At 40.4% G+C, this 25,906-nt stretch carries 29 protein-coding genes and 2 tRNA genes; 2 read left to right on the top strand and 29 right to left on the bottom strand.

Annotation, left to right across the window (positions count from 1 at the left end; genetic code table 11):
* Window positions 1-119: 119 nt before the first annotated feature.
* The 19 genes from MOZ64_RS05985 to MOZ64_RS06075 form a co-directional block, all read right to left on the bottom strand.
* Complete coding sequence (locus MOZ64_RS05985; RefSeq protein WP_320325682.1) at window positions 120-308, bottom strand: hypothetical protein; 189 nt, start codon at window positions 306-308, stop codon at window positions 120-122.
* On the bottom strand, window positions 305-694 hold the full coding sequence (locus MOZ64_RS05990) for a RusA family crossover junction endodeoxyribonuclease (RefSeq protein WP_320325683.1): 390 nt from the start codon (window positions 692-694) through the stop codon (window positions 305-307). Before MOZ64_RS05990 ends, MOZ64_RS05985 begins: the two co-directional genes overlap by 4 nt.
* Window positions 695-699: 5 nt before the next feature.
* Window positions 700-981, bottom strand: coding sequence for a hypothetical protein (locus tag MOZ64_RS05995; protein WP_320325684.1), 282 nt, complete (start codon window positions 979-981; stop codon window positions 700-702).
* A complete protein-coding gene (locus MOZ64_RS06000; RefSeq protein ID WP_320325685.1) occupies window positions 962-1,339 on the bottom strand; it encodes a nucleoside triphosphate pyrophosphohydrolase family protein in 378 nt (125 codons plus the stop codon). Before MOZ64_RS06000 ends, MOZ64_RS05995 begins: the two co-directional genes overlap by 20 nt.
* A gap of 71 nt (window positions 1,340-1,410) precedes the next feature.
* Window positions 1,411-1,719, bottom strand: coding sequence for a hypothetical protein (locus MOZ64_RS06005; protein WP_320325686.1), 309 nt, complete (start codon window positions 1,717-1,719; stop codon window positions 1,411-1,413).
* Window positions 1,709-2,140: a DUF551 domain-containing protein gene (locus MOZ64_RS06010; protein ID WP_320325687.1), complete on the bottom strand. Its 432-nt coding sequence runs from the start codon at window positions 2,138-2,140 to the stop codon at window positions 1,709-1,711. The genes MOZ64_RS06005 and MOZ64_RS06010 overlap by 11 nt, the downstream gene beginning before the upstream one ends.
* Before the next feature lie 30 nt (window positions 2,141-2,170).
* Entirely contained in the window at window positions 2,171-2,386 is a 216-nt protein-coding gene (locus MOZ64_RS06015; protein ID WP_320325688.1) for a hypothetical protein, read from the bottom strand.
* Between the two features lie 135 nt (window positions 2,387-2,521).
* Window positions 2,522-2,725, bottom strand: coding sequence for a hypothetical protein (locus MOZ64_RS06020; RefSeq protein ID WP_320325689.1), 204 nt, complete (start codon window positions 2,723-2,725; stop codon window positions 2,522-2,524).
* A gap of 198 nt (window positions 2,726-2,923) precedes the next feature.
* Window positions 2,924-3,493: a hypothetical protein gene (locus tag MOZ64_RS06025; RefSeq protein WP_320325690.1), complete on the bottom strand. Its 570-nt coding sequence runs from the start codon at window positions 3,491-3,493 to the stop codon at window positions 2,924-2,926.
* Window positions 3,468-3,719, bottom strand: a complete 252-nt coding sequence (locus tag MOZ64_RS06030; protein ID WP_320325691.1) for a hypothetical protein — start codon at window positions 3,717-3,719, stop codon at window positions 3,468-3,470. Before MOZ64_RS06030 ends, MOZ64_RS06025 begins: the two co-directional genes overlap by 26 nt.
* A 355-nt stretch (window positions 3,720-4,074) precedes the next feature.
* A complete protein-coding gene (locus MOZ64_RS06035; RefSeq protein ID WP_320325692.1) occupies window positions 4,075-6,069 on the bottom strand; it encodes an AAA family ATPase in 1,995 nt (664 codons plus the stop codon).
* A gap of 3 nt (window positions 6,070-6,072) precedes the next feature.
* Complete coding sequence (locus tag MOZ64_RS06040) at window positions 6,073-8,700, bottom strand: DEAD/DEAH box helicase family protein (RefSeq protein WP_370659462.1); 2,628 nt, start codon at window positions 8,698-8,700, stop codon at window positions 6,073-6,075.
* On the bottom strand, window positions 8,700-9,137 hold the full coding sequence (locus MOZ64_RS06045; protein WP_320325694.1) for a DUF669 domain-containing protein: 438 nt from the start codon (window positions 9,135-9,137) through the stop codon (window positions 8,700-8,702). The genes MOZ64_RS06040 and MOZ64_RS06045 overlap by 1 nt, the downstream gene beginning before the upstream one ends.
* A gap of 22 nt (window positions 9,138-9,159) precedes the next feature.
* The gene (locus MOZ64_RS06050) at window positions 9,160-10,230 is read right to left on the bottom strand and encodes an ATP-binding protein (RefSeq protein ID WP_320325695.1); all 1,071 of its coding nucleotides are present in this window, start codon (window positions 10,228-10,230) and stop codon (window positions 9,160-9,162) included.
* Window positions 10,220-11,518, bottom strand: a complete 1,299-nt coding sequence (locus MOZ64_RS06055) for an AAA family ATPase (RefSeq protein ID WP_320325696.1) — start codon at window positions 11,516-11,518, stop codon at window positions 10,220-10,222. The genes MOZ64_RS06050 and MOZ64_RS06055 overlap by 11 nt, the downstream gene beginning before the upstream one ends.
* Before the next feature lie 363 nt (window positions 11,519-11,881).
* A complete protein-coding gene (locus MOZ64_RS06060; RefSeq protein ID WP_320325697.1) occupies window positions 11,882-12,124 on the bottom strand; it encodes a hypothetical protein in 243 nt (80 codons plus the stop codon).
* A gap of 11 nt (window positions 12,125-12,135) precedes the next feature.
* A complete protein-coding gene (locus tag MOZ64_RS06065; RefSeq protein WP_320325698.1) occupies window positions 12,136-12,330 on the bottom strand; it encodes a hypothetical protein in 195 nt (64 codons plus the stop codon).
* Window positions 12,331-12,336: 6 nt separating this feature from the next.
* Complete coding sequence (locus tag MOZ64_RS06070) at window positions 12,337-13,092, bottom strand: phage antirepressor KilAC domain-containing protein (RefSeq protein ID WP_320325699.1); 756 nt, start codon at window positions 13,090-13,092, stop codon at window positions 12,337-12,339.
* 17 nt (window positions 13,093-13,109) lie between these two features.
* Window positions 13,110-13,340, bottom strand: coding sequence for a helix-turn-helix transcriptional regulator (locus tag MOZ64_RS06075; RefSeq protein WP_320325700.1), 231 nt, complete (start codon window positions 13,338-13,340; stop codon window positions 13,110-13,112).
* Window positions 13,341-13,480: 140 nt separating this feature from the next.
* On the opposite strand from MOZ64_RS06075, the gene MOZ64_RS06080 reads away from it, so the two are divergent.
* The gene (locus tag MOZ64_RS06080) at window positions 13,481-13,966 is read left to right on the top strand and encodes a helix-turn-helix domain-containing protein (protein WP_320325701.1); all 486 of its coding nucleotides are present in this window, start codon (window positions 13,481-13,483) and stop codon (window positions 13,964-13,966) included.
* 337 nt (window positions 13,967-14,303) lie between these two features.
* Here the strand turns inward: MOZ64_RS06080 and MOZ64_RS06085 are convergent, their stop codons facing one another.
* The 8 genes from MOZ64_RS06085 to MOZ64_RS06120 form a co-directional block, all read right to left on the bottom strand.
* The gene (locus tag MOZ64_RS06085) at window positions 14,304-14,759 is read right to left on the bottom strand and encodes a DUF2335 domain-containing protein (RefSeq protein ID WP_320325702.1); all 456 of its coding nucleotides are present in this window, start codon (window positions 14,757-14,759) and stop codon (window positions 14,304-14,306) included.
* Window positions 14,716-14,934, bottom strand: a complete 219-nt coding sequence (locus tag MOZ64_RS06090; RefSeq protein ID WP_320325703.1) for a hypothetical protein — start codon at window positions 14,932-14,934, stop codon at window positions 14,716-14,718. Before MOZ64_RS06090 ends, MOZ64_RS06085 begins: the two co-directional genes overlap by 44 nt.
* A gap of 45 nt (window positions 14,935-14,979) precedes the next feature.
* A complete protein-coding gene (locus MOZ64_RS06095; protein WP_320325704.1) occupies window positions 14,980-16,086 on the bottom strand; it encodes a site-specific integrase in 1,107 nt (368 codons plus the stop codon).
* 121 nt (window positions 16,087-16,207) lie between these two features.
* Window positions 16,208-16,296, bottom strand: a tRNA-Leu gene (locus MOZ64_RS06100).
* Between the two features lie 5 nt (window positions 16,297-16,301).
* Window positions 16,302-16,376: transfer RNA gene (locus MOZ64_RS06105), tRNA-Cys, on the bottom strand.
* 100 nt (window positions 16,377-16,476) lie between these two features.
* Window positions 16,477-18,171 carry a proline--tRNA ligase gene (locus MOZ64_RS06110; RefSeq protein ID WP_320325705.1) on the bottom strand — a complete coding sequence of 565 codons (1,695 nt, stop codon included), beginning with the start codon at window positions 18,169-18,171 and terminating at the stop codon, window positions 16,477-16,479.
* A gap of 1 nt (window position 18,172) precedes the next feature.
* Window positions 18,173-19,372, bottom strand: a complete 1,200-nt coding sequence (locus MOZ64_RS06115; RefSeq protein ID WP_320325706.1) for a peptidase U32 family protein — start codon at window positions 19,370-19,372, stop codon at window positions 18,173-18,175.
* Window positions 19,369-20,202, bottom strand: coding sequence for a peptidase U32 family protein (locus MOZ64_RS06120; RefSeq protein ID WP_320325707.1), 834 nt, complete (start codon window positions 20,200-20,202; stop codon window positions 19,369-19,371). Before MOZ64_RS06120 ends, MOZ64_RS06115 begins: the two co-directional genes overlap by 4 nt.
* Window positions 20,203-20,302: 100 nt before the next feature.
* Here MOZ64_RS06120 and MOZ64_RS06125 point away from each other — a divergent pair, with 100 nt between their 5' ends.
* Complete coding sequence (locus MOZ64_RS06125) at window positions 20,303-21,517, top strand: NADP-dependent isocitrate dehydrogenase (protein WP_320325708.1); 1,215 nt, start codon at window positions 20,303-20,305, stop codon at window positions 21,515-21,517.
* Window positions 21,518-21,531: 14 nt separating this feature from the next.
* Here the strand turns inward: MOZ64_RS06125 and MOZ64_RS06130 are convergent, their stop codons facing one another.
* Both MOZ64_RS06130 and nifJ read right to left on the bottom strand, forming a co-directional pair.
* Complete coding sequence (locus tag MOZ64_RS06130) at window positions 21,532-22,242, bottom strand: HAD family hydrolase (protein WP_320325709.1); 711 nt, start codon at window positions 22,240-22,242, stop codon at window positions 21,532-21,534.
* Between the two features lie 77 nt (window positions 22,243-22,319).
* Entirely contained in the window at window positions 22,320-25,826 is a 3,507-nt protein-coding gene (gene nifJ / locus MOZ64_RS06135; protein WP_320325710.1) for a pyruvate:ferredoxin (flavodoxin) oxidoreductase, read from the bottom strand.
* Between the last annotated feature and the right edge of the window lie 80 nt (window positions 25,827-25,906).

The raw sequence follows: 25,906 nt of genomic DNA on the forward strand, positions 1-25,906 counted from the left end.
CCTTGCCGAATCTTTTGACACGTGTCATACGTTCGATGTCCGACTCACTGATATCGTTCTGTGCGCATAAGATACCAAGTTTCTGTACCTTTTTCTGTGTGGCCATGGCCGTGTTGTATTTAATCGTGCCGGTTGATTTTACATAAGCCATCTGTATCAACCTTTCTAACAGAATCCGGATACACGGCAACGGTAGATGTACCGTAGCCAAGATCCGAACGTATCCAGTAAATCAATCCATTGATGATCAGTTCGCCTCTAACGATCTCATTCGTACCGATCATCTTGCCTTCAAAAGCTTCTTTCATGATATCTCCTCTATTTCGATGTAGATGCCCGGCACCTCTGCCCAAAACTTTTCAACGATCTCGGACACGACAAGGGCATCATCTTTCCAGTAATGAAGCCTTGTCATGCAGTCCTTGAGCATTTTCTGCAGATTGTCGGTGTCTGGCTTGGTTTCTTTGTATTCACCATCTTTATGCTTGCCGCGTGGGAAGCACCACTTTACCACCAGGCGGACACCATGTTCATAGGGTTCGGACGGTATGTATCTGGCCAGGTTGGCCGTGAGCAACGCTTTTGCACGTGCCACGGCCGGTGGATCGTAGAAGCAGGGCTTCCCATTGCGTACGGTTACTTTATGTTCCTGTGCCGTCGTTCTCGGCGGTTCCAGGTGCAGGAAAAAGTGCATCGGTATCACCCTTTCTGATGTTCCAGGAAGTCAAGCAATGTTCTATATGCTTCTTCCGTCTTTTCATTGTAGTATTCATTCTGATGCATGGTCCAACGGTCGGCCATACGTTTGAGCCAATCTAAGTTATCGCAAACTTTTTCAAAATTGTATTCTGCCTTATATTCTTCTTTTTTTGTATGTCGGCAATCGCCACCATTCCAATAGCAACCTGTTTTTTTGCAATCTTTATTTTTTGATGGATCACATAAATATATTTTTGGTAGTTTATTTTCCTGTACTTCCAAATCCACTATCCCCACATTCTGCATATATTTCTTCTATTTTTTCCTCAAGCCTTGCCCTGTTTCGTTCGACTTTTTTGTGAACAAAATACTGGATCAGATCATCAGGCAGACCGTAATAGAGTTCCATCTGCCGGATGCATATCAACACATCTGCAATTTCTTCGGCCATATTGCGAAGATACGGATCGTGTATATCATATAGCGTCACATACCGTGCCGCCTTGCTGATTGCTTTTTGCAGTTCAGACAGTTCTTCCATAGCAATCAGACTTTGATGCTCGATACCGTAGTAATCAAGCACCTTAAGCTGATGCTTATCGTCTAACAATGTTCTTAGTGGTGTTTCTTGATTAATCATCTTCATCATCTCCAATGAGCCAGTCAAGGCTTTCTTTCAATTCTTTTGTTTCCATTGCTTTTTTCCTTCGATCAATTCATATTTCCACCCAATGCAACCATGAAACGGATCTCTTCATCTTCCATCTGGCGCATCTTATTGATCGCTCTCCAGTAATCTTCATCACTGATACTTATGGTATCGATGCCAGCCTGTTGAGTGGCGAAGCTTAGCAGGTAGCACATCGTCAGTGCCTGTTCCACGTCTGTCCACAACGCGTATTGGCTCGTAGGTACATCTCTACCGACTTTATCGTAGAACTCCTCCACTTTCTCGTAGTCGCATGATAACAATACTTCGACAAGTTCTTTTATATCTTTGTTAAGTTCGTTAATCTTCATCTTCGTACGGTCCTTTCGGTAATTCCATCCAGTGCGTGATGGCTTCTTCATAGTATGGATCCCATCCATCTTCATTCGGGTCAAATTCAACGATATCTACACCATCTACACCCGCGTCGTGTACCAGATATTTGCCTTTTCGCGACGGTAATCGGTCATTAACGCTGATCCATTCATTCCGGTTTTGTTTGGAAATGGAGAAATTTTCAATAAGCGTCGATGCCGGACAGGCATAGTCAAAATTGATTTTTCTTTTTGGAAGCTCCTTTGTCCATACGATGTGTTTGTGTTGTGTTTCTCCATTTTCTTTTTCAAAGCTCATATCAACAATGACCTTTTTTTCATCCGGTTCATTGATCCAGTATTTATTTAGGACTTCCAAAATATGTTTATATTGCCATGTCTTTTTTCTATCGATCATTTTCATCCTCCTCGATCATGTATAATTTCATTACACGATTCTCCTTATTTCGTCGATCATGTCTTTGTATTCTTGCAATTCATCATCAAGGTCATCGTTCAACCATTTTAGGCTTTCGATATCGCCTTGTTTTTTATCTTCCCGTTCGATAAGTTTTCTCGTGATCTCATTAGCCGTATCTGCTGGCATAAACTTTTCCAGTTCATCTTGAAAGTCCATCCAGAATAGAATATCTTGTGTTGTCATTTTTCGTTCTGGCTCCAATCTAATTTCGTACCGCAAGCCGGGCAATAATTACAGTCCTCGTTATTGCTCAAGATCTCGTGGCATACCGGGCATGTGTAATTAACCACAAATTCGCTACTTTCTTCTTTCATATTTTTAGCCTCTTTCATTTTCGTTCATGATTTCAACTAACTTCACAGTATACTTCTGTAAAATTTGTTTATTCACTCCGCTCAAATTCTCCAACATATTCCACAATTTTTCGTTCTGCTCTTTTAATTCTTTTGCTCTTTTGTCTCCAACGATATAATCCAACACAAGAAATAATCCAAATACCGAAAACTCAATCAGAAAATTCATTTTTCGTCCTCCGTTCTTCTTTCCTCTCGTATTTTTCACACCAATCTAATTTTATTGTTGTATCTTGAACACGGTGCTCATCACGCAACAATTTACATATTCCTCGATACGATTTCAGTTTTGGCTTTTTTGAGAAAATAGATTTATACTTTGTTACCAATGGCTGGTAATACTTACAGTTTCCGCACTTATCGAAAATCATTTATTCACCCCTAAGAGATATCTCTTGATTCTACTTTCTCCGATTATTTTAATAGCTTTATACGCTTCATTCTCTAAATCAAAATAGATTGCGCCTTGAGCGGATTCATTAAGAACCGTTACGTTTAAGCCGTCATTGTAATAAATAAACCAATTATTTTCTCCTTTTTTGAATGTTCTTCTTCCTCCGAGACGTAACATTTCCGTCTCAACCTTGCGCCGTTCTAAATCTACTAACGCTTCTTCTTTTGTTAAGAATACATTCCCTGTTTCCATGTTTCTTATATCGTAATAAGTACCGTCCCATTTTCTAGAGAAGACATTTCCAATAGCAGTGATGAAAAAGCATTCATCACCCTCTTTAGGTGGTTCTTGGCATGGTTCTAAATTATATTCAAACTCAATGATAAAGGGTTCCTCACCGATAAAGTCATCATCCAATTTAACGATGTAAGTATATTCATTATCATCGAAGTTATAATCTCTTACTCTTACGACAAAACCTGTAGCTCCTTGTCCATTTACAACATAATCATCCGGTTTATACATTGGGTCTTTGATTTCCATTATTGTTCTCCTCTTTCTTTTTTAGATATTTTTCTATCTGCTTGTATAGCTCTTTGCATAGATCGCGATTGTCACATTCTAAAAATTCAGCTATCACAATTTCGTCTCCAGCTAATTCATCATCAACAAATACATCAGCTGCAACAACCTTATTTCGCGATGGGTTCCATTTCGGACATCCATCACAGTATGGTTCTAATACCACGTTCATAGTTTTCTGTTTCATCGTAAGTTCTCATTTTTATCTCCATGACATTTTTGTTTGATGTAACCATTTATGTTACATTGTGACATTTTTAATTTGTCATCAATGAAAGACACCCTCCTCCGGTGTTTGGCGTTGTTGTTGTAACGATCATGGGGAGCCTCCGACCCCATGTCGTACACAACACACCCACGCGAGCGACATGACATTTATATATATAAGCGAAAATGTCATGTCGTCGGACACTTTTTTTGACAAAATGTCAAGAATGTCGCAACTTTTGTCGCAGCTTTTTGACATTGACATTTTCTATTTTGTCAAGAATGTCGCAGTGACATTTTTGATGTCGTCGCAGATGTCAAAGGTGTCACAAGCACTATTTCATGACATATATCAGCTTGCCATCCTCAACTTCGATGCTTTCAGATTTGCTTGCCCACCGGTAAATTGTCCTTGGGTCTACCCCGAAACAGTCACCTGCTTCTCTTGCCGTTGGGGCCTCATCACCACACATCATCACGTAACTTTCGAACTCTTCAAGCTTCTTTTCACCCTTGGATTTCTTATCTTTTTCCGGTTTTTCGTTTGCCTGTACGATGGTATTTTCTGTATCGATAATATGTACTGGATACGTGAAATACATATATGTAGGTTGAGGTTTTGCGAACTCACGAAGCGTAAATTCCAATTTCCATGCGGTCGTTTGTGGATCGTTGATATATACATCAAGTGGTGTCTTGACTTCTAAAAGGTCCAGTATCGCATCCGGGTCACGGGCAAATACACCGCTTCCGCTTGCTCTGTCCATGGCATTCATATTGGATTTGTTTCCCTTTGAATGGTGGTGACAGTACACCATGGATACACCTGTTTCGTTGCAGATATAGTCAAACTGGTTGCAGAAATTGGCCATATCCGATGCACTGTTTTCATCACCTGTGATGACCTTGTAAATAGGGTCAAGTATGACCATATCTACTTTTGTTTTCTTGATACGATTGACCAGTATCGGTGCAAGCTTATCAAGCGGTCTGCTGATACCTCTCAAGTTCAATGTCACGATGTTCTCCAGGTTGTCAGGCTTGACGTTCATGCCTTCGTATACGTCCTTGATTCGATGGATGAAAGACGCTTCATCGACCTCAAGATTGATGAAAAGCACACGTCCCTGTCTGCATTGATATCCGCACCATGTGGTGCCCTCTGCCGTTGCGATAGCAAGCTCTATCTCAAGGAACGTCTTTCCGGCTTTTGATGGGCCAGCAATGAGCATCTTGTGTCCTCGCCTTAATATCCCGTCTATCTGCACTGGTGCAAGTTCAGGCGGGTCATAGAATACATCTTTCAATTCGACGCATTCTGGCAGATCATCAAGCTGTGATTTGTACCATTGCATCCATTCGTCCCAGTCGCTTTTACCGATGTTGGTATCAATAAGGTACTGTTTCTTATCTCCTCTCATGACACCAGGCATACGGCTCAGACGGCTTGGATTTTTGTTCTGTGTATCGATGTTAAGACCATTCTTTTTGCAGATGTCAAATAAGGTATTTACACGGTCCTTGTATTCGTGATAATTGGATGCATTCACCTTTACGACAGCGTGGATTGACTTCTTTCCGCTGTATACCATGGCGGCAACTGGCAGTTCCAGTTCTCGTATCAATGCATTCTGCTTTGCGATATCAAGCTCGTCACATTCTACAAGAGCGTATCGATAGCTCGTGACATTGATATCCCTTACACCGTTCCCATCCAGCGGGTTGAATCGTATCCACGCGCCGCCTTCCGGGTCGGTCGTACCGATCACATCCTCAACATTCTTATATCGTTCCAGCTCGCTTATGAGCTCACCTGCCGTGCGCCCATAATGGCCTTTCCCTTTTGGGATATATCGTCCGTTATCTGCCTGGAATGACTCATTGACATATCCGACCATTTCATCTGAGTCGAACAATGCGGATAGATACTTGATCAGATCTTCGTGCGGTCTCCATGTTTTGGGCTCTGTGAGCGGTTCTCTTTCTACCCATTCCGTATCGATAACAGGTGTACTGTCGGCGGATATAAGACTGTCCCAATCAAGCGGTTTACCTCTGTCTTCGTCATGCCTTTTTGGTATCCATCCTTGTTCCTGCGCCATGTGTACGATCGTACCGCCGGTGACAATCCCCATGGACTCTTCATTGAATGAGTCCCATTTAAGGAAGCATTCGCCGTCGTGATATCTGCCTGTGTCCAGACGTGACCACTCGTCCCAGTCTGAGCAGTAATAGCCTTCATGCTTCAGTGCCATTCCTACCTGGATCCACCCGTTGTAGTCGAGCTTTGACGGGTCTATATATTTCAACAATTCTTTCAGGTCTTCCATATCCTATTCCTTTCCAGGTACGTATTCAGACGGCTCTATCCATCCATAGGTATTCCATCCATGCCCTGCAATACGTGATATCATGTTTCGCGCTTCTACGAATGACCATGTGCCTACATGATGGAACCCGTACCGTTCAAGCAGACGCATCTGTTTTGGTGTTGATAATCCTTCTTCTCTCCGCTTGCTAAGGCGGTTCAAGATAAGGCTCGCTTTCCCGGCATTTTCTATCTCATCCGGATAGATCCCGTATTTTTCAAGCGTGCTCAATTGCTTCTGGCTTGGCGGCTCCATTTCCCATCCAAAAGTAGGCTGATAGTCTGTCATATCAACACCTTCGATTGACATTTCAAACTGCACTGGATCAACGAGCTTGCGTTTCCTTTTTCGCATGGCTTTTAATTGTTCCATCAATGCCTGTTCTCTTTCTTCCTGGACATCTTTTATAGCTTCGTTTTCGGCATCTTCTAGATCAATGGCTTCATTTGATTCTTCAAGGTTCTTTGTCATCTTGTCAGCTACTTCTTTTGATTCGCATATCAAGGAAGCCGGATGGCATAGCTCATGCCTGTCTGTATGCCATAGGAAATCGAGAAGTAAAAGGTAGTCTTTCCCTTCGCACAGTCGGGTTCCACGTCCGACCATTTGCGCATATAGAGATCGTATCTTTGTCGGTCTTAGAACGATGATGCAGTCTACAGACGGACAGTCCCATCCTTCGGTAAGAAGCATCGAGTTACAGATAACGTTGTATTTCCCTTTGTCAAAATCGGACAATACCTGTTTTCTGTCTTCACTGTTTCCGTTTACCTCTGCCGCTCGGAATCCATTCTCATTAAGGATGTTTTTGAAATCCTGTGAAGTGGCTACCAGTGGAAGAAATACAACCGTTTTCCTGCCTTTGCAGTAGTCTTTCATTTCTTTTGCGATGACATGAAGATATGGATCAATTGCATGGCCAATATCTGAAGCCTTGAAATCACCAGCCTGTACAGATACGTCACTGAAATCAATATCAAGCGGTATGGTCTGTGCTCTGATTGGCGAAAGATATTTATTTTTGATTGCTTTAGGAAGCGTATATTCATAAGCCAGGCTTTCAAAAAACTGGCCAAGATTTTTCATGTCACCGCGGTCCGGAGTAGCTGTTACTCCAAGCACATTTGCATCACAGAAATAATCCATTACTTTCTGATAGCTTGCGCTCAAGATGTGATGAGCTTCGTCAACGATGATCGTATCGAAAGCATCTTGCTTGTACTTTTTCAATCTCTTTTCGTTCTGCAAAGTCTGAACACTGCCTACCGTGATACGCATCCATGAACCGATTGCGGTCTGTTCTGCCTTTTCTACTGAACAGTTTAATCCGGTAACTTTTTTTATCTTGTCAGCTGCCTGTTCAAGCAGTTCACCACGGTGAGCAAGTATCAGTACTCTTTTCCCCTGTGATACGCATTGTTCCGCGACCTTAGCAAAACATATCGTTTTTCCGCAATTATGGGTAATAGTAAAATCATCCATCAAATAAAGATTGTTTCCATCAACTGTAAAACCATAATAATTGTCTTTGCCTACTGAAATAATTTCTTTTATGCCTGTCCTTAATACATTTTTCTTTTGCTTTCTTTCATTAGCTGTTTTATGTGGGATACGGTTTGGAATTTTGAAAGTATCACCACTTATAGATACTCTCCAAAATGTCCCTTGAAAATTATTTTGGCAAGTCTTAACCGTTGGATTACAAAAAGCTGATAGCCCTAACGATCTGGCGATAAATGTAACGTCTTCCGCAAGCCGTTTTGATGCTGAAATAAAATCAAATACATTGCAATTTAGACTTCCGTCCGTATCAAGCAATCCGGCCAATATTTGTTTTCTTGTTTCCAAATCTCCAAATTTATATGCTTCGGGAACAAATTTGTCATATGATCCTTTCCCGAGAATGCCCAATTCTTCAAGCTGTTTTTTTAAAAGTTTGTTTTTTCCAAGTTTCAAAAAATAAGTCTTTGCTTTGCCTGCTGGGTTGGTCCTAAATGTAAAGCCATATATTTTTGACTGTTTGACTATTTCATCAACGCATTCTTTATCGGCTGTAGTAATTGAAATTTGATATTTCAGTCCGCCATCACCAAGCACAAGTCCAAGAAAATAAGGATCAATAGAAACATGAGAATCATAATTGAATGATTGAATCTCTTTTGACCTAATTAGTTTATGAATATGCTTAAACCATTTCGAAGATTTCATGTAGTCTTCTACTGTAATGAAATCAATTTCTCCACCTTTTTTTTGACACGGAAATTTCGGGTTTCTTTTCTCATTCGTACGTACCAATGGCAATATGTGATTACCTGTAACTGTGAATGCTTTCCCCTTCACTGGGATGACCTTATACATTTGTGAAACACCTCTGCTAAGATGTAATACATTTCTAGGTGTTCCGTCGTCGCCCATTAGTTTATCCCCTACTTCGATTTCTGATGATTTCTTTATACTTCCATCAAACATCAAAATTCCTTGATTTTTGTCATGGCATCCTGTTGGAAGCACGAGAAGGGTCCTTTTGATTCCCTTCTCCCACTCGTTAAAGATGGCTTCTACCGCTTCCTTTTGATAAGGTCTTAGCTCCATCATTTGTTACCAAATCCGCTGTATCCGGATGTCTTTTTTGGCAGGATGAATTGTTTTACATCGTTATACACGTTTCCGTTGTATTCACGATTGCTGATCTTGCATCTGCCTGTCCATCCAGAAAGATTCCATTGAGGGTGGAATCCTTTCTGACCTGGTTTCTTCATTCCGATACACTCAAAGAATTGGGATAAGCGCCATTCGGCCTTGCTGTTCAAGAACAGATTGGTCGATACATGCGCTTGTCCTTCTGATGTATCGATGACCATGTTGATCTGTGCCATATTGCATGGTGCCATCTTTTCGGACCCGTCAAAGTGTTTCTTATCGACGGATTCGATCGTAAATTCATATTCTCCCGGTTTCAATGTGATAAATTGTGTCGGTTCTGCTGAGATCTCATCATCCCAGCCCATTGGTGTTCCTAAATCTGCCATTTTTTATTTCTCCTCCTTATTTCTAAAATGGAATATCATTTATTCTTTTCATCCACTCATCCCAGTTGGCTACAAGGTCTCCCCTCTGCCAGTCCTCTGGATAAGCTGTAAACGGTGTCGTCACTGGTACGATGCCAGCATCTGCTACTGCCGTTTTCAAGGTATCTGCATTGATCATGTTTTCTTCCATCAGCTGGATGACCTCAGGAATCAATCCTTCATATTCTTCGCTTGTATAATCAATGCTTGGGATCATATCTCCTTCTACGATTTGCGGTTCTAGTGTAGGTTCAAGAGATAAATCTATAGGGTCCGTGTCTGCTTTCGGCTTTTCTTTTGGAATGTCAAGCCGAATCGTGCTGTTTTTACTGTCAAGCTTAGGTGTCTTGGCAAATAAGTAACTGATCTCATTAAAATCAAAGTCCAAGGTATCATCCAGTCCCGAACGGTTCTTGGCATCCCAGCACGGATTGTGCGTGGTATGCATGATACGTTTTCCGCCTGTAGCTTTCTTTGATTTTGTTTTGGAATCTTCAACGATATAGGTCTGATATGTGGCAAACAGGATCATATCTGCCCATTCCTTAACGAGCGGTGCCGTCTTTCTTTCGAGCTTCAGCTCATATCGGTCATATGCCCCCATCTCATCCGGCTGTTCAAATTTCTTGATGATGGAATGGGCAGTCAGTACCACGTTGATACCAGCTTCAATAACGTCATTGAGCTTGTTCAACAGCTTTCCAAATTCATTGGCCAGTACGACATAGCCTTTGCCGTACCCGAACGATTCGATGTTATCAACACCTTGCTTGTCGCATACAGACTTGATACACAGCTTTTCTGCCCAGTCCGCTGTATCAATGACAAGCGTTTCACATGGTTTTTCTTTGATGACAAAATCAATTTCCTGCATCAGATATTCCCATGATGATGGTGCCGGCAGACGCGCTACATCGAGACGCGCCGTTCCGCCTTCCGTGTCGATGAACAAAGGCTTTGGAAAGTGTGCGGCAAACGTTGTCTTGCCAATCCCTTCGGGACCGTATACAAGCACTTTCCACGGATTTTCGATTATCCCTCTGCTAATTTCCATTCTCTTTACCTCCAAATCCCTTGAATCCTGTAAATTGCTTTGGCTTTTCTTCTTTTGTATATCCATCTTCGATGATGATGCTGCATTCATCTCCAGTGGATACACGTGTAGCGATGGCCTGTAGGCCTTCCTTTTCGAGCCATCCGCCAAATTCCTTCAGAGTATCGAGATCCATCTGTTCCAGTTTGTCCAATAGTACAAATCCGCAATTAGGGTTGAGCTTTCGGACAATGGCCGTACTTACTTTTAATTGATCGGAACCGGACATGTTATCCCATTTCTGGTCGTTGTAGATGATCTCCCCATTCTCGATGGCAAGTCCAGGCAACGGCAATTCAACGGAGTCCAACAGGTGCATCTTTTCTTCGCGAACCTTCTTCAGTTCAAGAGATTTATCTTCATATTCCTCTTGAGCTTCTTCGGCTTCCTTCGTTGCTCTTTCTTTGTCCATATTGGCTCGCACCTTGACGTTGATTGCATCAATTTCCTTGATGTTTTCTTCCAGTTCATCGGTACTTTCATCCACAAGGTCAACAATGTCCTTGTTTGCTGTTTCAAGATCATCTGTAAGCTTATCGAGCTTGCGCTTTGCCTCTGTCAATTGTGCTTCCAGAGCGATGACGTTGCCTTCAGCGGCCTTGTATTCCTGGTAGATTGATTTCTGGTTCATGCGTTTGCGTTGATTCTCGGCATTGTGCGCCATGATCGTCTGCTGCTGCTTGATCAGTTCACTTGCTGATACAAGCTCTTTCGGCGCATCAGGATAATCTTGCAATTCATCAGCATATTTCTGTTTCTGTAATGCAATTTGCCCGATGGCATGACGTTCTTCATAGACCTTTTTTTCTTTCAGCTCAAGCTTGGTGAGCTCTTCACCGATACCGAGAATCTGTAACAGATAGTCCGCCTTTTCTTTAGGGCGCGATTCCATGAACTTTGGTACATTGAGTGCCATCTCACCAATCAGCTTGTCAAGAATCTGCTGTCCGGATTTGCCACCCTCCGGATCTGTTACTTTGAGCACACTGTTCTTGCCGGAACGCGTGACCACAAGGCCATTGTTCAATGTTACTTTCAGATTTGGTGGAAGGACGCTTCCTTCTCTTTTGGGTTGCGATGGTTTGAATTTGTTGCCGCCAAGTGCCCATGCAATTGCATCAAGGACGCTTGTCTTGCCTTGATTGTTGCGTCCGCCAACGATAGTTAGACCGTTTTCTGTAGGTTCTATCTTGACGGCCTTGATTCGCTTGACATTTTCAAGTTCTAGCTCATTGATTTTTACTGTCATTCTCTTTCCTTTCTTTTTTTGACCGGATACCACCGATCTGCACATGAATCAATTCAATCTTTTTTAACCGTGAAAAGGGGTTTCGACGGTTCTCTTCGTATGGTCTTATAATGTTGTTACTAGGAGCTTTACACCTACCTTTCTTATAATTTGTCTTTCATGTGCAGGTCGGTAGCACCGGCCTTTCTGCCAGTCATTCCGACCAGGCTACACACCACCTAAAAGCTGTAATCAATGGAATATGAATCAATAAGTAGGAGGTCCATAGCATGTATGCCTTCCCATGCCATGGAAAGTGATGTATAGCCTGGAGGGAACGACTGTGCTATACTTTATTTAGTTGTTTTGTTTTGCAGCCTGTTTTCAGTCTTTGCTGATCTCAGACTGCTTTTTTAATTCATTGACCGCCATCTTTGTATATGGATGATGTTTCAACCATATTGTGATTGGGACAATGCCTTTGGTTACCAGCTTCGCCGTCTCACTGTCATTGAACGATCTTCCATTTTCGTCTTTCAAAGCCCGTAATCGATAGATCTCTTTGTACGCTTTTTCCTGCGTGCATCCGAGTATCTTAACCACGTCTTTGTATGTCAGATACCACATGTTGCCTCCTTTCATAGTGCTTGTACGAATCCACCAGCAATGACTAATAGAACCACAATGGCTGTTCCAATGAGTCCGTTGATAAGCTCTTCTCTTTCTTCAAGCTCAAGTTCTCTTTTTTGAATGATTGCTTGTCTTTCCATCTCACGATTGATTTCTTTCTTGATTTGATGATCGTTAATTTCTTTCATAAATTTGTAGTCCATACATAATTACTCCTTGCAGAATTTGTTGACGAAGTATATCTGTCCTTTTCCCGTGGCCATTGTGGTCTTCGTAATACGTACGCTTCCATCCGGGTTGTTGATCGTTCTTTCCTTGATACGGAACAATCCAAGCTCCATGGATTTCTGTGTAGGTAGATTCTTGCTGTTTCCACTTTTCATGAGATATCCATTGTCACGCATCCATGCGAACAGACGTTTTTGACCGATGTCATGACCATTCTGTTTGATGAGCTTTGCCAAATCGCCAATCAAGATATCTGTTTCACTGTCATTGACCGCATCAGCGAATAAGGCTTTCGGTTTCATACGCTCGATCACAACATCTTTTTCTTTCAGTTGGTCGGCGGCCTGTTGAAGCAAATCAATCAAGCTTGATTTATCGTGTGTAATGTCATAGGCTTTCTTATCTGTTAAATAAGCACCGTTCTTTCTGATGCTTGGAAGTACCTCAGAAGTTACCCAACGCTTGAACTTCTTAGCTGTAGGTAATTTGGAACTGAGGATTAAAGAATAAAGACCGGATTCATTGATGATAATAGTTTCTTGAACACGGCCTAAGCTGTCGGTGAGGCCCTGTTTTAGGGCGTCATCCTCATCAACATGAAGCGCAATCGCATTTCGTGATTTTGAATAGCCTAAAATGTCTGCCACATCTTTTCCAACGAACCACGGTTCATCATTAATCATTGTTGTTCGTACACTGCCGAACTCTTCACTTGTGAATGTTTGAATTTGTTCCATCATTGTTCTCCCTGTCGTTATTTTGTTGGCTCTTTGCCAACACGATAATCAAAAAAAATATTGTCTCTTTCTTCTTTAGATAGCTTTAACAGCTTTTGAATTTTCAAAATTTCTGAAACCTTGAATGGTGTTCTTCCGTTTATTTTATAATTCAAAGCTTGTTTTGAAATGCCAAGATTATACGCTAAATCTTGCTGACTGATTTCCTTTAAAATAAGTACGGATTTTAATTTTCTTACATTTATCATGTGCTCTCCTTTCTGTTGGCTCTTTGCCAACTTTTAATGTAATCTTATGCTCATGTTGGCTATTTGTCAACATAAAATTTAATATTTTATTGTGCATGTTGACAACAAAGGGTAAAATATATCCGTAAGGAGATAAACATATGATAGGTGATAAAATAAGAGAAAGAAGACAACAATTAAATATGTCTCAAGAAGAATTGGCGCTAAAAGTCGGATATAAAAGCCGCTCTACGATTGCTAAAATAGAAAAAAATGAACGAGATTTGCCTCAGACAACTGCTACATTAATTGCAAAAGCATTAGGCGTTCCAATATCGTATCTTATGGATTGGGATGATTCATCTGAAATGGTTTTTAAAGATATGAATCGCAAGACAGAATTTAGAGCATATTTGAAATTATTGGGCTGGAATGTGAGTCTTTCCGGCAGTGGTAAAGAAGAATTTGTTGGTGAAAACGATGATGGAAGCCCTTCTTATATAGAATCTGATGTTTATACGTTTTCTAATGGCAAAACAACTTTTAAATTGTCAGCTCAAGAATTTGAAGATTTCATAGAGCATATAGATAATGAAATAGAATATATTTTAGATGTAATGAACAAAAAAAAACAGCTAGATAAGTAAAAAGCACCAGGCATAATACCTGGCGCTTTTCTTATATGTATAAAAAACAATATAACATGGGGGATAACGATGATAGGTGGGGAATTACGACAAAACATGGGAAATAAAAAAACACCGGCCATATTTGACCGGTGCGTGAGAAATGACATGAGAAATAATGGTCGTGAAAAGGGCCGGTTAAGGCTCTTATCACATTCTCATTATATCATTAATTTAACTTGCCTGTAACTTGCTATTTGCTTAAACCAAATAGATTGCTTATAATGGTTGTAGGAACAAAAAAGTTAAATCTTTTTTCGGAGAGAGGATACCTGTGTCTTCTCTCTATTTTTTATTGTTATTTTTTATCATTTTGGTTTTTTTTATTATCATAGATGAAGGCACCAGCAAGAATAGCCAAGCTTGATATCAACGAAGCAAAACCGATGATACTATCTCCATTTAATATCAATATAATTCCACCAATCAATGATGCCATAACTATGATGAATGCAAAAGTTTGGCCACGGCGCGCATCTCTTTGAGCAAATTCAATTGCTTTGGTTTCCATGTCATGCCTATGTTCTGCTTCTTTTTCAGCCATGGTAATGATTCTGTCTGCCGAGCCTGGAAGAATATTTTCATATGCTTCCAAATGCGATGGTATTGGAAGTGGCCCATTATATTCTATATGATGCTCAACATGCATTTGTTTCGCTTGTTTTAAAGAATTATTACTATCATCAAGTGAACGATTTAATGGTTGGTCATTATCTTGCTGCTCTAAATTTTTTGTTTTTTCTTGAGTATTCATTCATTGATTCCCTTAATGTATTCCCTACCTTGTTCCAGTCTGATGCTAAAGCTTGAACGTCTTTTTGATATCCAGTGTAGGCATGATCATACTGCGACCTATTACCAAATATATTGACGATGCTTGAGGCTCCACGAAAAAAGGATTTTGTGAATATCTTGTTGTTTCTATTCATCTTTGCTACCTCCTTTTATCAGACATCTTGTCTATTTATATTCAATCACATCGTATCCATAAAATCTACAATTTTCTTGTCTGCTTTATCGAACCAGTGGGCATACACATTATGCAGGGTCTCTACAGTGTCACCAAGCCGTTGTGCGATGTCAAAGTCCGTGAATCCTTTATCCATGTTATTGATCAAGAACGATGCATGGGAATGTCTTAATCCATGTATCTTTATAAGTGGTATCTGATGCATGGCATCGGCATTCTTATTAGCTTTTTCTACATTGTTCTTAAAGCGTCTGCGGAGCGTCTCGCTTGGCAAAGGCCTGTCGCCACCAAAAACAAAAGCATTCGGCATATCTTCGATATAGCCCTCTTCCTTGTACGTATCATACAGATCAATAAGCATCTCGTATAACTTCTTCGGTATGGTGATCGTGCGATATGAGTTCTCCGTCTTTGGTGTGGTGATGTGGCTGCTTCCCTTCATGGCCTTGTGGGATACGATCTTATTGATGGTCATCGTATGATTGTTGAAATCGATATCCTTCCATGTCAATGCCTGCATCTCGCCCTTTCGGATGCCCATGTAGTACAGTGTACAGTAAGCCACTTTATAGACCTTGCTTTCTTCACATACGATGAACCGATCAAACTGCCATGGTTCCCAGAATTCGATCTCTTTTGGTCGCTCGTTTTTCCTCTGGTCCTTGTATACCCGCTCCATCGGGTTGTTCTGCAAGTAGTCGTGGAAAACGGCATAACGCATGAGCTTTTTCAGACAGTAGAATATCTTTTCAACATGACGCTTGGAGAACTTCTGGTCACATTCGTTGATGTATCTCTGCAAAGTGGCCGCATCACTGTAATTTGCTTTGACGTATTCCGGTGTCTTGTTATAGATGGAAACGTCACTGATGTAGCTTGACTCTTTGACCTGCGTGATCAAGTGGGCCTCAAACTCCGTTACAAGTTCATCCCATGTAACGACCGTACGATTTAGCTTTTCATTCATCTCTTTTAGGTATTCGGTTTCTGCCTGTTTGGCATCGCTCTTTTTATCAAAGCCGCGTTTGGTATAGTTCTTTACCACCTTGCCATTTCGGTATATCTTTCCGTGATAGAACCACTTTCCGGTCTTTTCATCTTTTCCTATCATTCCCACCACTCCATTTCTTACGATTCTATTATTTAAGTTTCATGGCTAAAATTCAACCAAATGTCGCCCAAATATCGCCCAGTAAAATAAAAAACCCTTTAAATAAAGGGCTTATTACCTATGGTGGGGACGGTGGGACTTGAACCCACACGGGAATTAACTCCCAACGGATTTTAAGTCCGTTGCGTCTACCAATTCCGCCACGACCCCATAAATGGAGGTTCCGATCGGAGTCGAACCGATGATCACAGAGTTGCAGTCTATTGCCTTAGCCTCTTGGCTACGGAACCAGGTGCTTATTTATTATACAAGATCCATTGTATAATTGCAAGCTCATTTCGACCTTGTTTATAATAACATGGATCCTGTATAATGCCAAGCATTTTTTATCTATTTTTCATAAATTTCAATGATTCGATCTTCAATATCATCCAAAGATACTTCCGTCTTTTCTCCGGTTGCTCTTTCGGTCCATTCAAGCATACCATCTTTTACACCACGACCAACCGTGATACGATGTGGGATACCAATCAATTCCATATCTTTGAATTTGACACCAGGACGTTCTTTTCGATCATCTAATAAAACATCATAATGACGCTTCTTACAGAAAGCATATAATTGATCTGCCACTTCCATTTGGCGTTCATCTTTATTGGAAATCACAACGATGGCTAATCGGAAAGGGGCTACTTCATCGGGCCACATCAAGCCTTTTTCATCATTGTATTGTTCGGCAACAGCGGCCATACAACGCTCCAAACCAATACCATAGCAACCCATCCAAATCGGTTTCTGCTGGTTGTCTTGATCCGTATAAAGCACATTTAAACTCTTTGAATATTTGGTTCCAAGTTTAAATAAATTGCCTACTTCAATACCATGTTCAAATGTCAATGGTTGGCCACAAACCGGACATACATCCCCATCTTTGACTTGACATAGATCGGCAATGGCCTCCGGTTGAAAGTCTTCCACATTCACATTTTCATAGTGATGGTCCGTTTTATTTGCACCCACAATAAAATTATGCATTTTTAAGATTTGACGATCCATATAAACTGGACAATCAATACCAATTGGACCTGCAAATCCTACCTTGGCATGGGTTACTCGTTCGACATCTTCAAAAGCTGCCAATTCCATTTCATTAACACCTAAAAGCTTCATGGCTTTGGCTTCATTTAATTCACGATCCCCCGGCACACAGAATGCCACGATCTTACCGTCGGCATTATAGAGCAAAGTCTTCACAAAATCACTCGGTTGTTTTCCAAAGAAAGCTGCAACCTCTTCGATGGTTTTCGCATTGGGGGTTTCCTTGATTGAATAAGGCACTTTTGGTTCAGTTGACTCCGGTTTATTATCAACAACTTCGGTAATTTCCATGTTGCTTGAAAAGTCGCAACCTTCACAGCCAACAATGATATCTTCTCCAATGGGTGATAAGGCTTGGTATTCTTCACTTAATAAACCACCCATCGCACCGGTATCTGCCCGCACAACTTTATATTTCAGTCCCAAACGATCCATGATACGACAATAGGCATCATACATCGCATCATAAGATCTTGCCAATCCGGCTTCGTCGGTGTCAAAAGAATACGCATCTTTCATGATAAACTCACGCACACGAATCAAACCAAAACGAGGACGTGTTTCATCACGATATTTCGTTTGGATCTGATATAAATTATATGGAAAATCTTTATAGCTCTTGCCATCCATGCTGGCTGCCATCGTAAATAATTCTTCATGGGTTGGTCCTAAAACATAAGGACGATCATTACGATCATGAAGCGCAAACATATTGGAGCCAAACGCTTCTCTTCGACCGGATTTTTCATAGACTTCCTCCGGAATCAAGGCAGGCATCAATAATTCTTGTGCCCCTTTGGCATCCATTTCTTCACGAATGATATTTTCCACTTTCGCTAACACTTTTTTACCCATTGGCATGATCATATAAATACCGGCACTGGTCTTTTTGATCATACCAGCTCGCACAAGCAAATTACTCGATACACTATCTTCATCTTTTGCGTTTTCACGCAATGTATAAAAAAAACTTTGACTTAATTTCATTTTATTTTCTCCTCTTTCGAATCATTGCATTTTTTTGCCAAGGCCCATCCCATTTCGCATAAACGATTTGCATCGGTTTATTGCACACATTCATGGGATCTCCATTTTCATCTTCGATCCATTGAAGATGGATCGGCGTACTTGGAATTTGGGGACCAAATATTTCTAGAGCGTCTTCGAACACAAATTTATTTTTGACTTGTAACTGTATTTTATCATCCTTTTGACCCATAACAAACGCAACATATTCCTGGGTCACCGTCTCATCATGATCTTGGTATAACTGAACCGTTTCGTCCGGTAACCCTTTATAAAAGCCAGGCCCTGTTTGGCGATTTTCTGCTTTGGCAATCTCCAATTTAATGGCATCTAATTCTTCTTGGCTGACTGTTCCTTTTTCATAAATATGATCGATCAAACGACGATAACTGGAAACCACACAAGCAAGATAATAGGCAGACTTCATTCGTCCCTCGATTTTTAAAGAAGCAACGCCCCATCGAATAAAGGATTCAATTTCATCAACAGCTTGTAGGTCTTTGGACGACATGCAAAATAATTGTTCCGGATCCGAGAGTTCTTTGTTTCCTTCCATGAGATGATATTTCCATCGACAGCTTTGTGCACACCCCCCACGATTGGCATCTCGCAAAGTCATATGGTTGCTTAAAACACAACGACCCGAATAGGAAATACACATGCCTCCATGAATAAATATCTCAATCGGCAGAATTTGTTTTTGAGCCATCGTTTGGATTTGTTCCATACCGCATTCTCGCGCCAAAACAACACGATCCATGCCTTGTTCTTTCCAAAATTGGATAGCTTTTGAATTGGTGCTTGAATGTTGGGTAGAAACATGCACTTCAAAATGACACCCCAATGATTTTGCCAATGTCATAATATATGGACTGGCCACAATGATCGCATGGACACCAATGGCATCCAATTGCTGCAAATAGGTTTGGATGCCTTCCAGATCATCTTCATGTGGTAACATATTGACCGTTACATGCACATGGGCATGGTGGTCATTCGCAAAATCGACCAACTCCTTCATCTCGTCCAAAGAAAAGTTCGAAGCGCGTGAACGCAGGGAAAATTGTTTTCCACCAATGTATACTGCATCCGCCCCATATAAAATGGCGATCTTAGCTTTTTCCAGATTACCAGCAGGAGCTAACAATTCAATTTTATTCATTTCTGCTCCTCCTTTTTTCGAATCGTTTGTTGATGATACCAATGATCAGAACCAGGCATCACAAGGTGTTCTTTATATGCATTTAAAATATCAATGGTCCAAGCATCGGATTGAAAAATGGAATCGATTCGAAACCGAGAGATTCCATATTCTTTTAATGTCTGCATCTCATGACTGGATTGAATCGGTTGTTCACTGAAAATATGCGTACCCGTTTCATCTTGGAGAATAGGCATGCGATCCGATCGGGTTGCTTCGATGAGATCATATCGTAAGGTCGATGGCACATCCATATTTTCTTGATGCATATAATTGGAAACCAGAGGTCGACGCGAATAAAGAATCGAAAAATAGCCATTGATCAATACTTCCAAATGTGGAGCTTGCGCAATTTTTTTCATTTCATCCAGTGACAATTCGTGAGCTAAACTTACGGCTTGTATGCCTTGATTTAAATAAAATTGCGCATCCAAATGATTGGTTATTAACGTTTCCGGTTGATAAATCAATGCATTTTGATAACCAATCTCTTTCGCTACTTGTAAGACGCCTTCATCTGCAAAATAAAATCCTTGGATACCTAAGGATTGACATTGTTGTAGAGTATCTGAAACAAGAGGTAGATCTTCATCCATCATCAGCTTTGTTCCATTGACATATAGATCCAAGTTGAATTGATCACAATTTTCCTTCCATTGCGATAGTTCGTTCCTTTCAATCGTACATGGACAATGTAAAGCAAGAGGCTTGACACCAATGATGACGCCATCACAACCGGCTTCTTTTAAAGCTTTTAAAGATGATTTTTCATGAATTGTTGCAAGAATCATTTCTTTACCTCCACAATGTCTATATATTACCACAAATAAAAATAGTTTTGGCATACGGATACAAGAAAAGGTATAATGGATGCATAGTTGGAGGATGCCTATGGAAAAAATTCAAATGAAAACGCCGTTGGTTGAAATGGATGGCGATGAAATGACACGTATTTTATGGAAGATGATCAAGGATGAACTGATCCTTCCCTATGTGGATTTAAAAACAGAATATTATGATCTCGGATTAAAACATCGAGATGAAACCAATGATCAAGTAACGATCGATGCAGCCAATGCCAATAAAAAATATGGAGTTTCCGTAAAATGTGCAACGATCACACCCAATGCACAACGAGTAGAAGAATACAACTTACATCAAATGTGGAAATCTCCCAATGGTACGATCCGTGCCATTCTGGATGGAACGGTGTTCCGTGCTCCTATCATGATCGATCCCATCCAACCGGTTGTACGCAATTGGAAAAAGCCAATCACCATTGCTCGTCATGCCTATGGTGATGTATATCGAGATCAAGAAATTCGTGTATCCAAACCAGGAACAGCTACATTAAAATTTACCGATGAAGATGGCCGGACAACCGAAGAAAAAATCTTTGATTTTGAAGGAAAAGGAGTACTTCAAGGTCTTTATAATAAAGATGATTCGATTCAATCATTTGCTCGTAGTTGTTTCAATTATGCTTTAGATGCAAAACAAGACCTATGGTTTGGTGCAAAAGATACGATTTCGAAAAAATATGATCATACGTTCAAAGATATTTTTCAAGAAATCTATGATCAGGAATACAAAGACAAATTTGAAGCAGCTGGCATCACTTATTTTTATTCATTGATCGATGATATCGTCGCCCGAGTGATTCGTAGCGAAGGTGGCATGATCTGGGCTTGTAAGAACTATGATGGTGATGTAATGAGCGATATGGTATCGACCGCATTTGGTTCGTTAGCCATGATGACCAGTGTATTGGTTTCTCCAGATGGCAATTATGAATACGAAGCAGCCCACGGAACCGTTACGCGTCATTACTACAAATATTTGAAAGGTGAAAAAACCTCGACCAATCCGATTGCTACAATTTTTGCCTGGACAGGAGCTCTCGCAAAACGTGGTGAAAAAGACGGTTTGGAAGATTTACAAACCTTCGCTCATACGCTTGAACAAGCTTGTTTAGATACATTGAATGCAGGTATCATGACAAAAGATCTTTGTGCCTTAGCACAAGGTGTAGAAACCAAACAAGTGGATTCGGAACAATTTATTCAAGCAATCAAACAACAATTAGAAAAATTGATGGCCGCCTAAGCGACCATCTTTTTTTATAGGTCTTCATTTGATACGACGTATCCTCTATTTTCCAGTTTTTTTAATAATGCGATCAACTGCTCTTCGGTATACACTACATAATCGGCGGCATCTCCTTCCATTTGATGATGTCGATTCAAATGAATGGTATGCATGCCAGCCCCTTTTGCTCCTTTCATGTCATTGATATAATTATCACCAATATAATACCAATCGGAAATGTTTGTATGGGTATACTTGGCAATGGCTTGAAACGCTTGTGGATCGGGTTTCGCATAGCCCAATTGTCCCGATGTATATACATGATCGGGCGCAAAATAAGCAAAAACATCCAAAGCTTTTAATTTCATTCGTTGATGATCATCGAATCCATTTGTCAAGATTGCAATCTCACTGGATGTATTTTTAAAATATTCATGGTAGGAGGGTGCCATTTGAATATGATGTTGGTTTTCTCGATACAGATCTTGAAAATCAGCCGCTTGTTCTAGACTCATCTCTAATCCCAAAGCTTGACTGGATGCATAAATACGATAGATGCCACTATCATCTACAGTGATCGTATCATTTTGTAACAAATCAAATACTTCATCTCCATATTCTCGATAAATACGATAAAATTCTTCTAAATCACCTTCATAATCTGGAAAAAATTGTGCGATGCATTTGCGAAAAGGATCTTGTAGATCATAGAGTGTGTCATCACAATCAAAACAAAATTTCATACATACCTCTTTTCTGCTCTAATCATAACGAATTCTCAAAAAAAAAGGAACTGCAAATACAGTTCCTTTTCAGTAGATTATTCGTCTTCTTTTGCCATAGAAACTAAACGATGATAACGACGTGCAGCATCTGCTTTCGCTTCTTCGAATAATTCATCGGCTTTTTCAGCACCTTTTAACTTAACCAATTGATTGAATCGAGTTTCTCTCATCATGAAGTCTTTCATCTTCGAGTAATCTGGTTCTTTTGAATCAATTGTCAAGTGTTGTTCAGCACGTGGATCGTAACGATACAATACGACATATCCACAATCTACGGCATCACGTTGTACTTGTTGATGGATTCCTAATCCACCCTTGATATGATGCTCAGCACAAGGTGCATACGCAATGATCAATGATGGTCCATCATAGCTTTCTGCTTCTTGGAATGCTTTCAATGTTTGCATCTTATTGGCACCCATACATACAGAAGCAACATAAGCTGTACCATAAGTCATGACAATTTGTCCTAAATCTTTCTTAGCAACCGTCTTACCACCAGCAGCAAACTTAGCAATGGAAGCACGTTGCGAAGATTTAGAAGATTGTCCACCCGTATTTGAATAAACCTCAGTATCTAAGACTAATACGTTCACATTCACGTTGTTGGCCATGACATGGTCTAATCCACCATATCCAATATCGTAAGCCCAACCATCACCACCGATGATCCATACTGATTTTTCAACCAAATCCGCATCGGCTAATGCTTTTACATCTTCATTGGCTTCTTTAGCAGCTAATTCTTTGATTTGTGGTGCTAATGCACGTTCTGCATCTTTGTCACCCTTTGCTTCAAGATATTTTTCAAAAGCAGCCTTCAATTCTGGAGCAACACTATCCATGTTTTCTTCCATTGTCTTATAGATCGTAGACATACGGTAGTTTTGTGCCAATGCCATACCATATCCATATTCGGCATTATCTTCGAACAAAGAGTTAGCCCAAGCAGGTCCATTTCCATCTTTATCCGTTACAAATGGTGTATCTGGTGTAGCACCACAATAGATGGAAGAACATCCAGTTGCATTGGCAATCATCATGTCTTTACCAAATAATTGAGATGCTAAACGATAGTAAGGTGTTTCACCACATCCTGGACAAGATCCTGGAACTTCGAAATAAGGCATCAAGAATTGAGAACCTTTGATCGTGTTCTTAGGGAATAGATCTTTCTTGTATTCAGTTTCTTTGAATAGGTAATCTGCCAATGGATCTTCATCCAATTTGTCATGGATAGGAACCATCTTCAAGGCTTTTTCACCCTTCTTACCTGGACATTCAGTGACACATAATCCACAACCAACACAGTTAGAAGGTGAAGTTTGTACGCGGAATGATAATTTTTGATCTTTTACACCAATAGCTGGAACCGTCTTGAATTCTTGTGGTGCATTAGCCACTTCTTCATCAGTCAAAGCAAATGTACGAATGGTTGCATGTGGACATACGAAGGAACAAATTCCACATTGAATACAGTTGTCTGGATTCCAATCTGGAACCATGGCAGCCGTAGCACGATGACCTTTGAATGCTGCATTTGGTTGCATAGAACCATCCAATGCATATTTAGCAAATGTGCTTACTGGCATATCGTATCCTTCCAAAGCATTGATACGACCTGCATATTCATCCCAATAAGGATCACCAGTCATTGTACGTAATTCACCACTTGGTAATTCAGCCCATGCTGGATCAACTGGAACTTCAACAATACCATCTTTACCAGCATCGATTGCTGCATAGTTCAATTGAACGATTTGATCACCTTTCTTACCATAAGACTTCTTAGCGAATTTCTTCATCAAATCAACCGAAGTTTCCAAAGGCATGATTTGTGTATTCAAAGCAAAGAAAGCACTCTGTAAAATCGTATTGGTACGACGACCCATACCGATTTCTAAGGCAATCTTGGTTGCATTAATGATATAGAATTTTGCATGTGCCTGTGCTAAACGTTTCTTCAAACGATTTGGCATATGTTTTACGATTTCTTCTTTATCGAAAGTTGTATTCAATAAGAAAGTACCGCCATCTTTTAATCCACGAGCTACATCATAACGGAACATATAAGCATCCAAAGATACTGAGATAAAGTCCGCATTATTTACATAATAAGTAGAGTGGATTGGTGATTTTCCAAAACGCAAGTGAGAACGAGTAACACCACCGGCTTTTTTCGAGTCATATGCGAAATAACCTTGTGCATATTGATCGGTATTATCACCAATGATCTTGATCGTGTTCTTATTAGCACCTACTGTACCATCGGAACCAAGACCCCAGAACAAACAAGAAGTTGCATCGGATTCGATGACATAACTTGTGTCAACTGGTAAGGATGTATGCGTTAGATCATCCTCGATACCAATCGTAAATCCTGTCTTGATATCGTCTGCTTTTAAGTAATCCAATACGGCTTTGATATGGCAAGGTTGTGTATCATGAGAACCTAATCCATAACGTCCACCGATAATTTCAATTCCAGATCCAGCCAAGGCACCTAATACATCTAAGTATAGAGGTTCACCACTAGCTCCAGCTTCTTTTGTACGATCCAATACAGCAATACGTTTAACGGTTGCAGGTAAAACTGCTTTTAAGTATTTTGCAGAGAATGGACGATACAAATGAACCTTGATCATACCGACTTTTTCACCCTTAGCAACTAAGTCGTTCACAACTTCTAATCCAGCTTCACTTGCTGAACCCATAACCACGAAGACACGTTCAGCATCTGGCGCACCAACATAGTTAAATGGTTTATAGTCACGTCCAGTGATTTCACTGACCTTCTTCATGTAATCAGCGACAACATCGGCGACATTTGCATAATGTTCGTTACGAGCTTCAACAGTTTGGAAGAAGATATCATCGTTTTCGTTCGCACCACGAGTTACTGGATTTGTATGTGGGTTCATAGAACGTTTACGGAATTCTTCCAATGCTTCGTAATCAATTAAGTCTTTGTATTTTTCAGTGTCAAATACTTCAACTTTGTGTACTTCATGAGAAGTACGGAATCCATCAAAGAAATGAATAAATGGAACTTGACATTTGATGGCAGCTAAGTGAGCAACACCAGCTAGATCCATAACTTCCTGTACGGAATGCGACGATAACATAGGGATACCGGTCTGACGTACAGCATAAATGTCTTCATGGTCACCGAAGATATTTAATGAACGGCTTGCTAGTGAACGCGCAGCTACATGTAAAACGACTGGTAAATTTTCACCAACCCATTTATAGATATTTGGGATCATCAACAACAAACCTTGACTGGCAGTAAATGTTGTTGCTAAAGTTCCTCCCTGTGCAGCACCATGCACAGCACCAGATGCACCGGCTTCTGATTGTAATTCAGCGATTTTTACAACTTCACCGAATACATTTTTTCGTCCTTGGCTTGCCCAATCATCCATCGATTCTGCCATTGGCGAAGATGGTGTAATTGGATAAATACAACTCATTTCGGTAAGAGCATAGGCATTATGGGCCGCAGCCGTGTTACCGTCCATGGACTGGAATTTTTTTGCCATATAATTTCCTCCTTAAATATTTGGTTTATTCATACCAAAATTATTATACGAGTTTTGTATTATTTTTTAAAGGACAATTT

It is taken from the genome of Absicoccus intestinalis, from assembly GCF_033971885.1.
In the GTDB taxonomy this organism is placed as follows: domain Bacteria; phylum Bacillota_I; class Bacilli_A; order Erysipelotrichales; family Erysipelotrichaceae; genus Absicoccus; species Absicoccus intestinalis.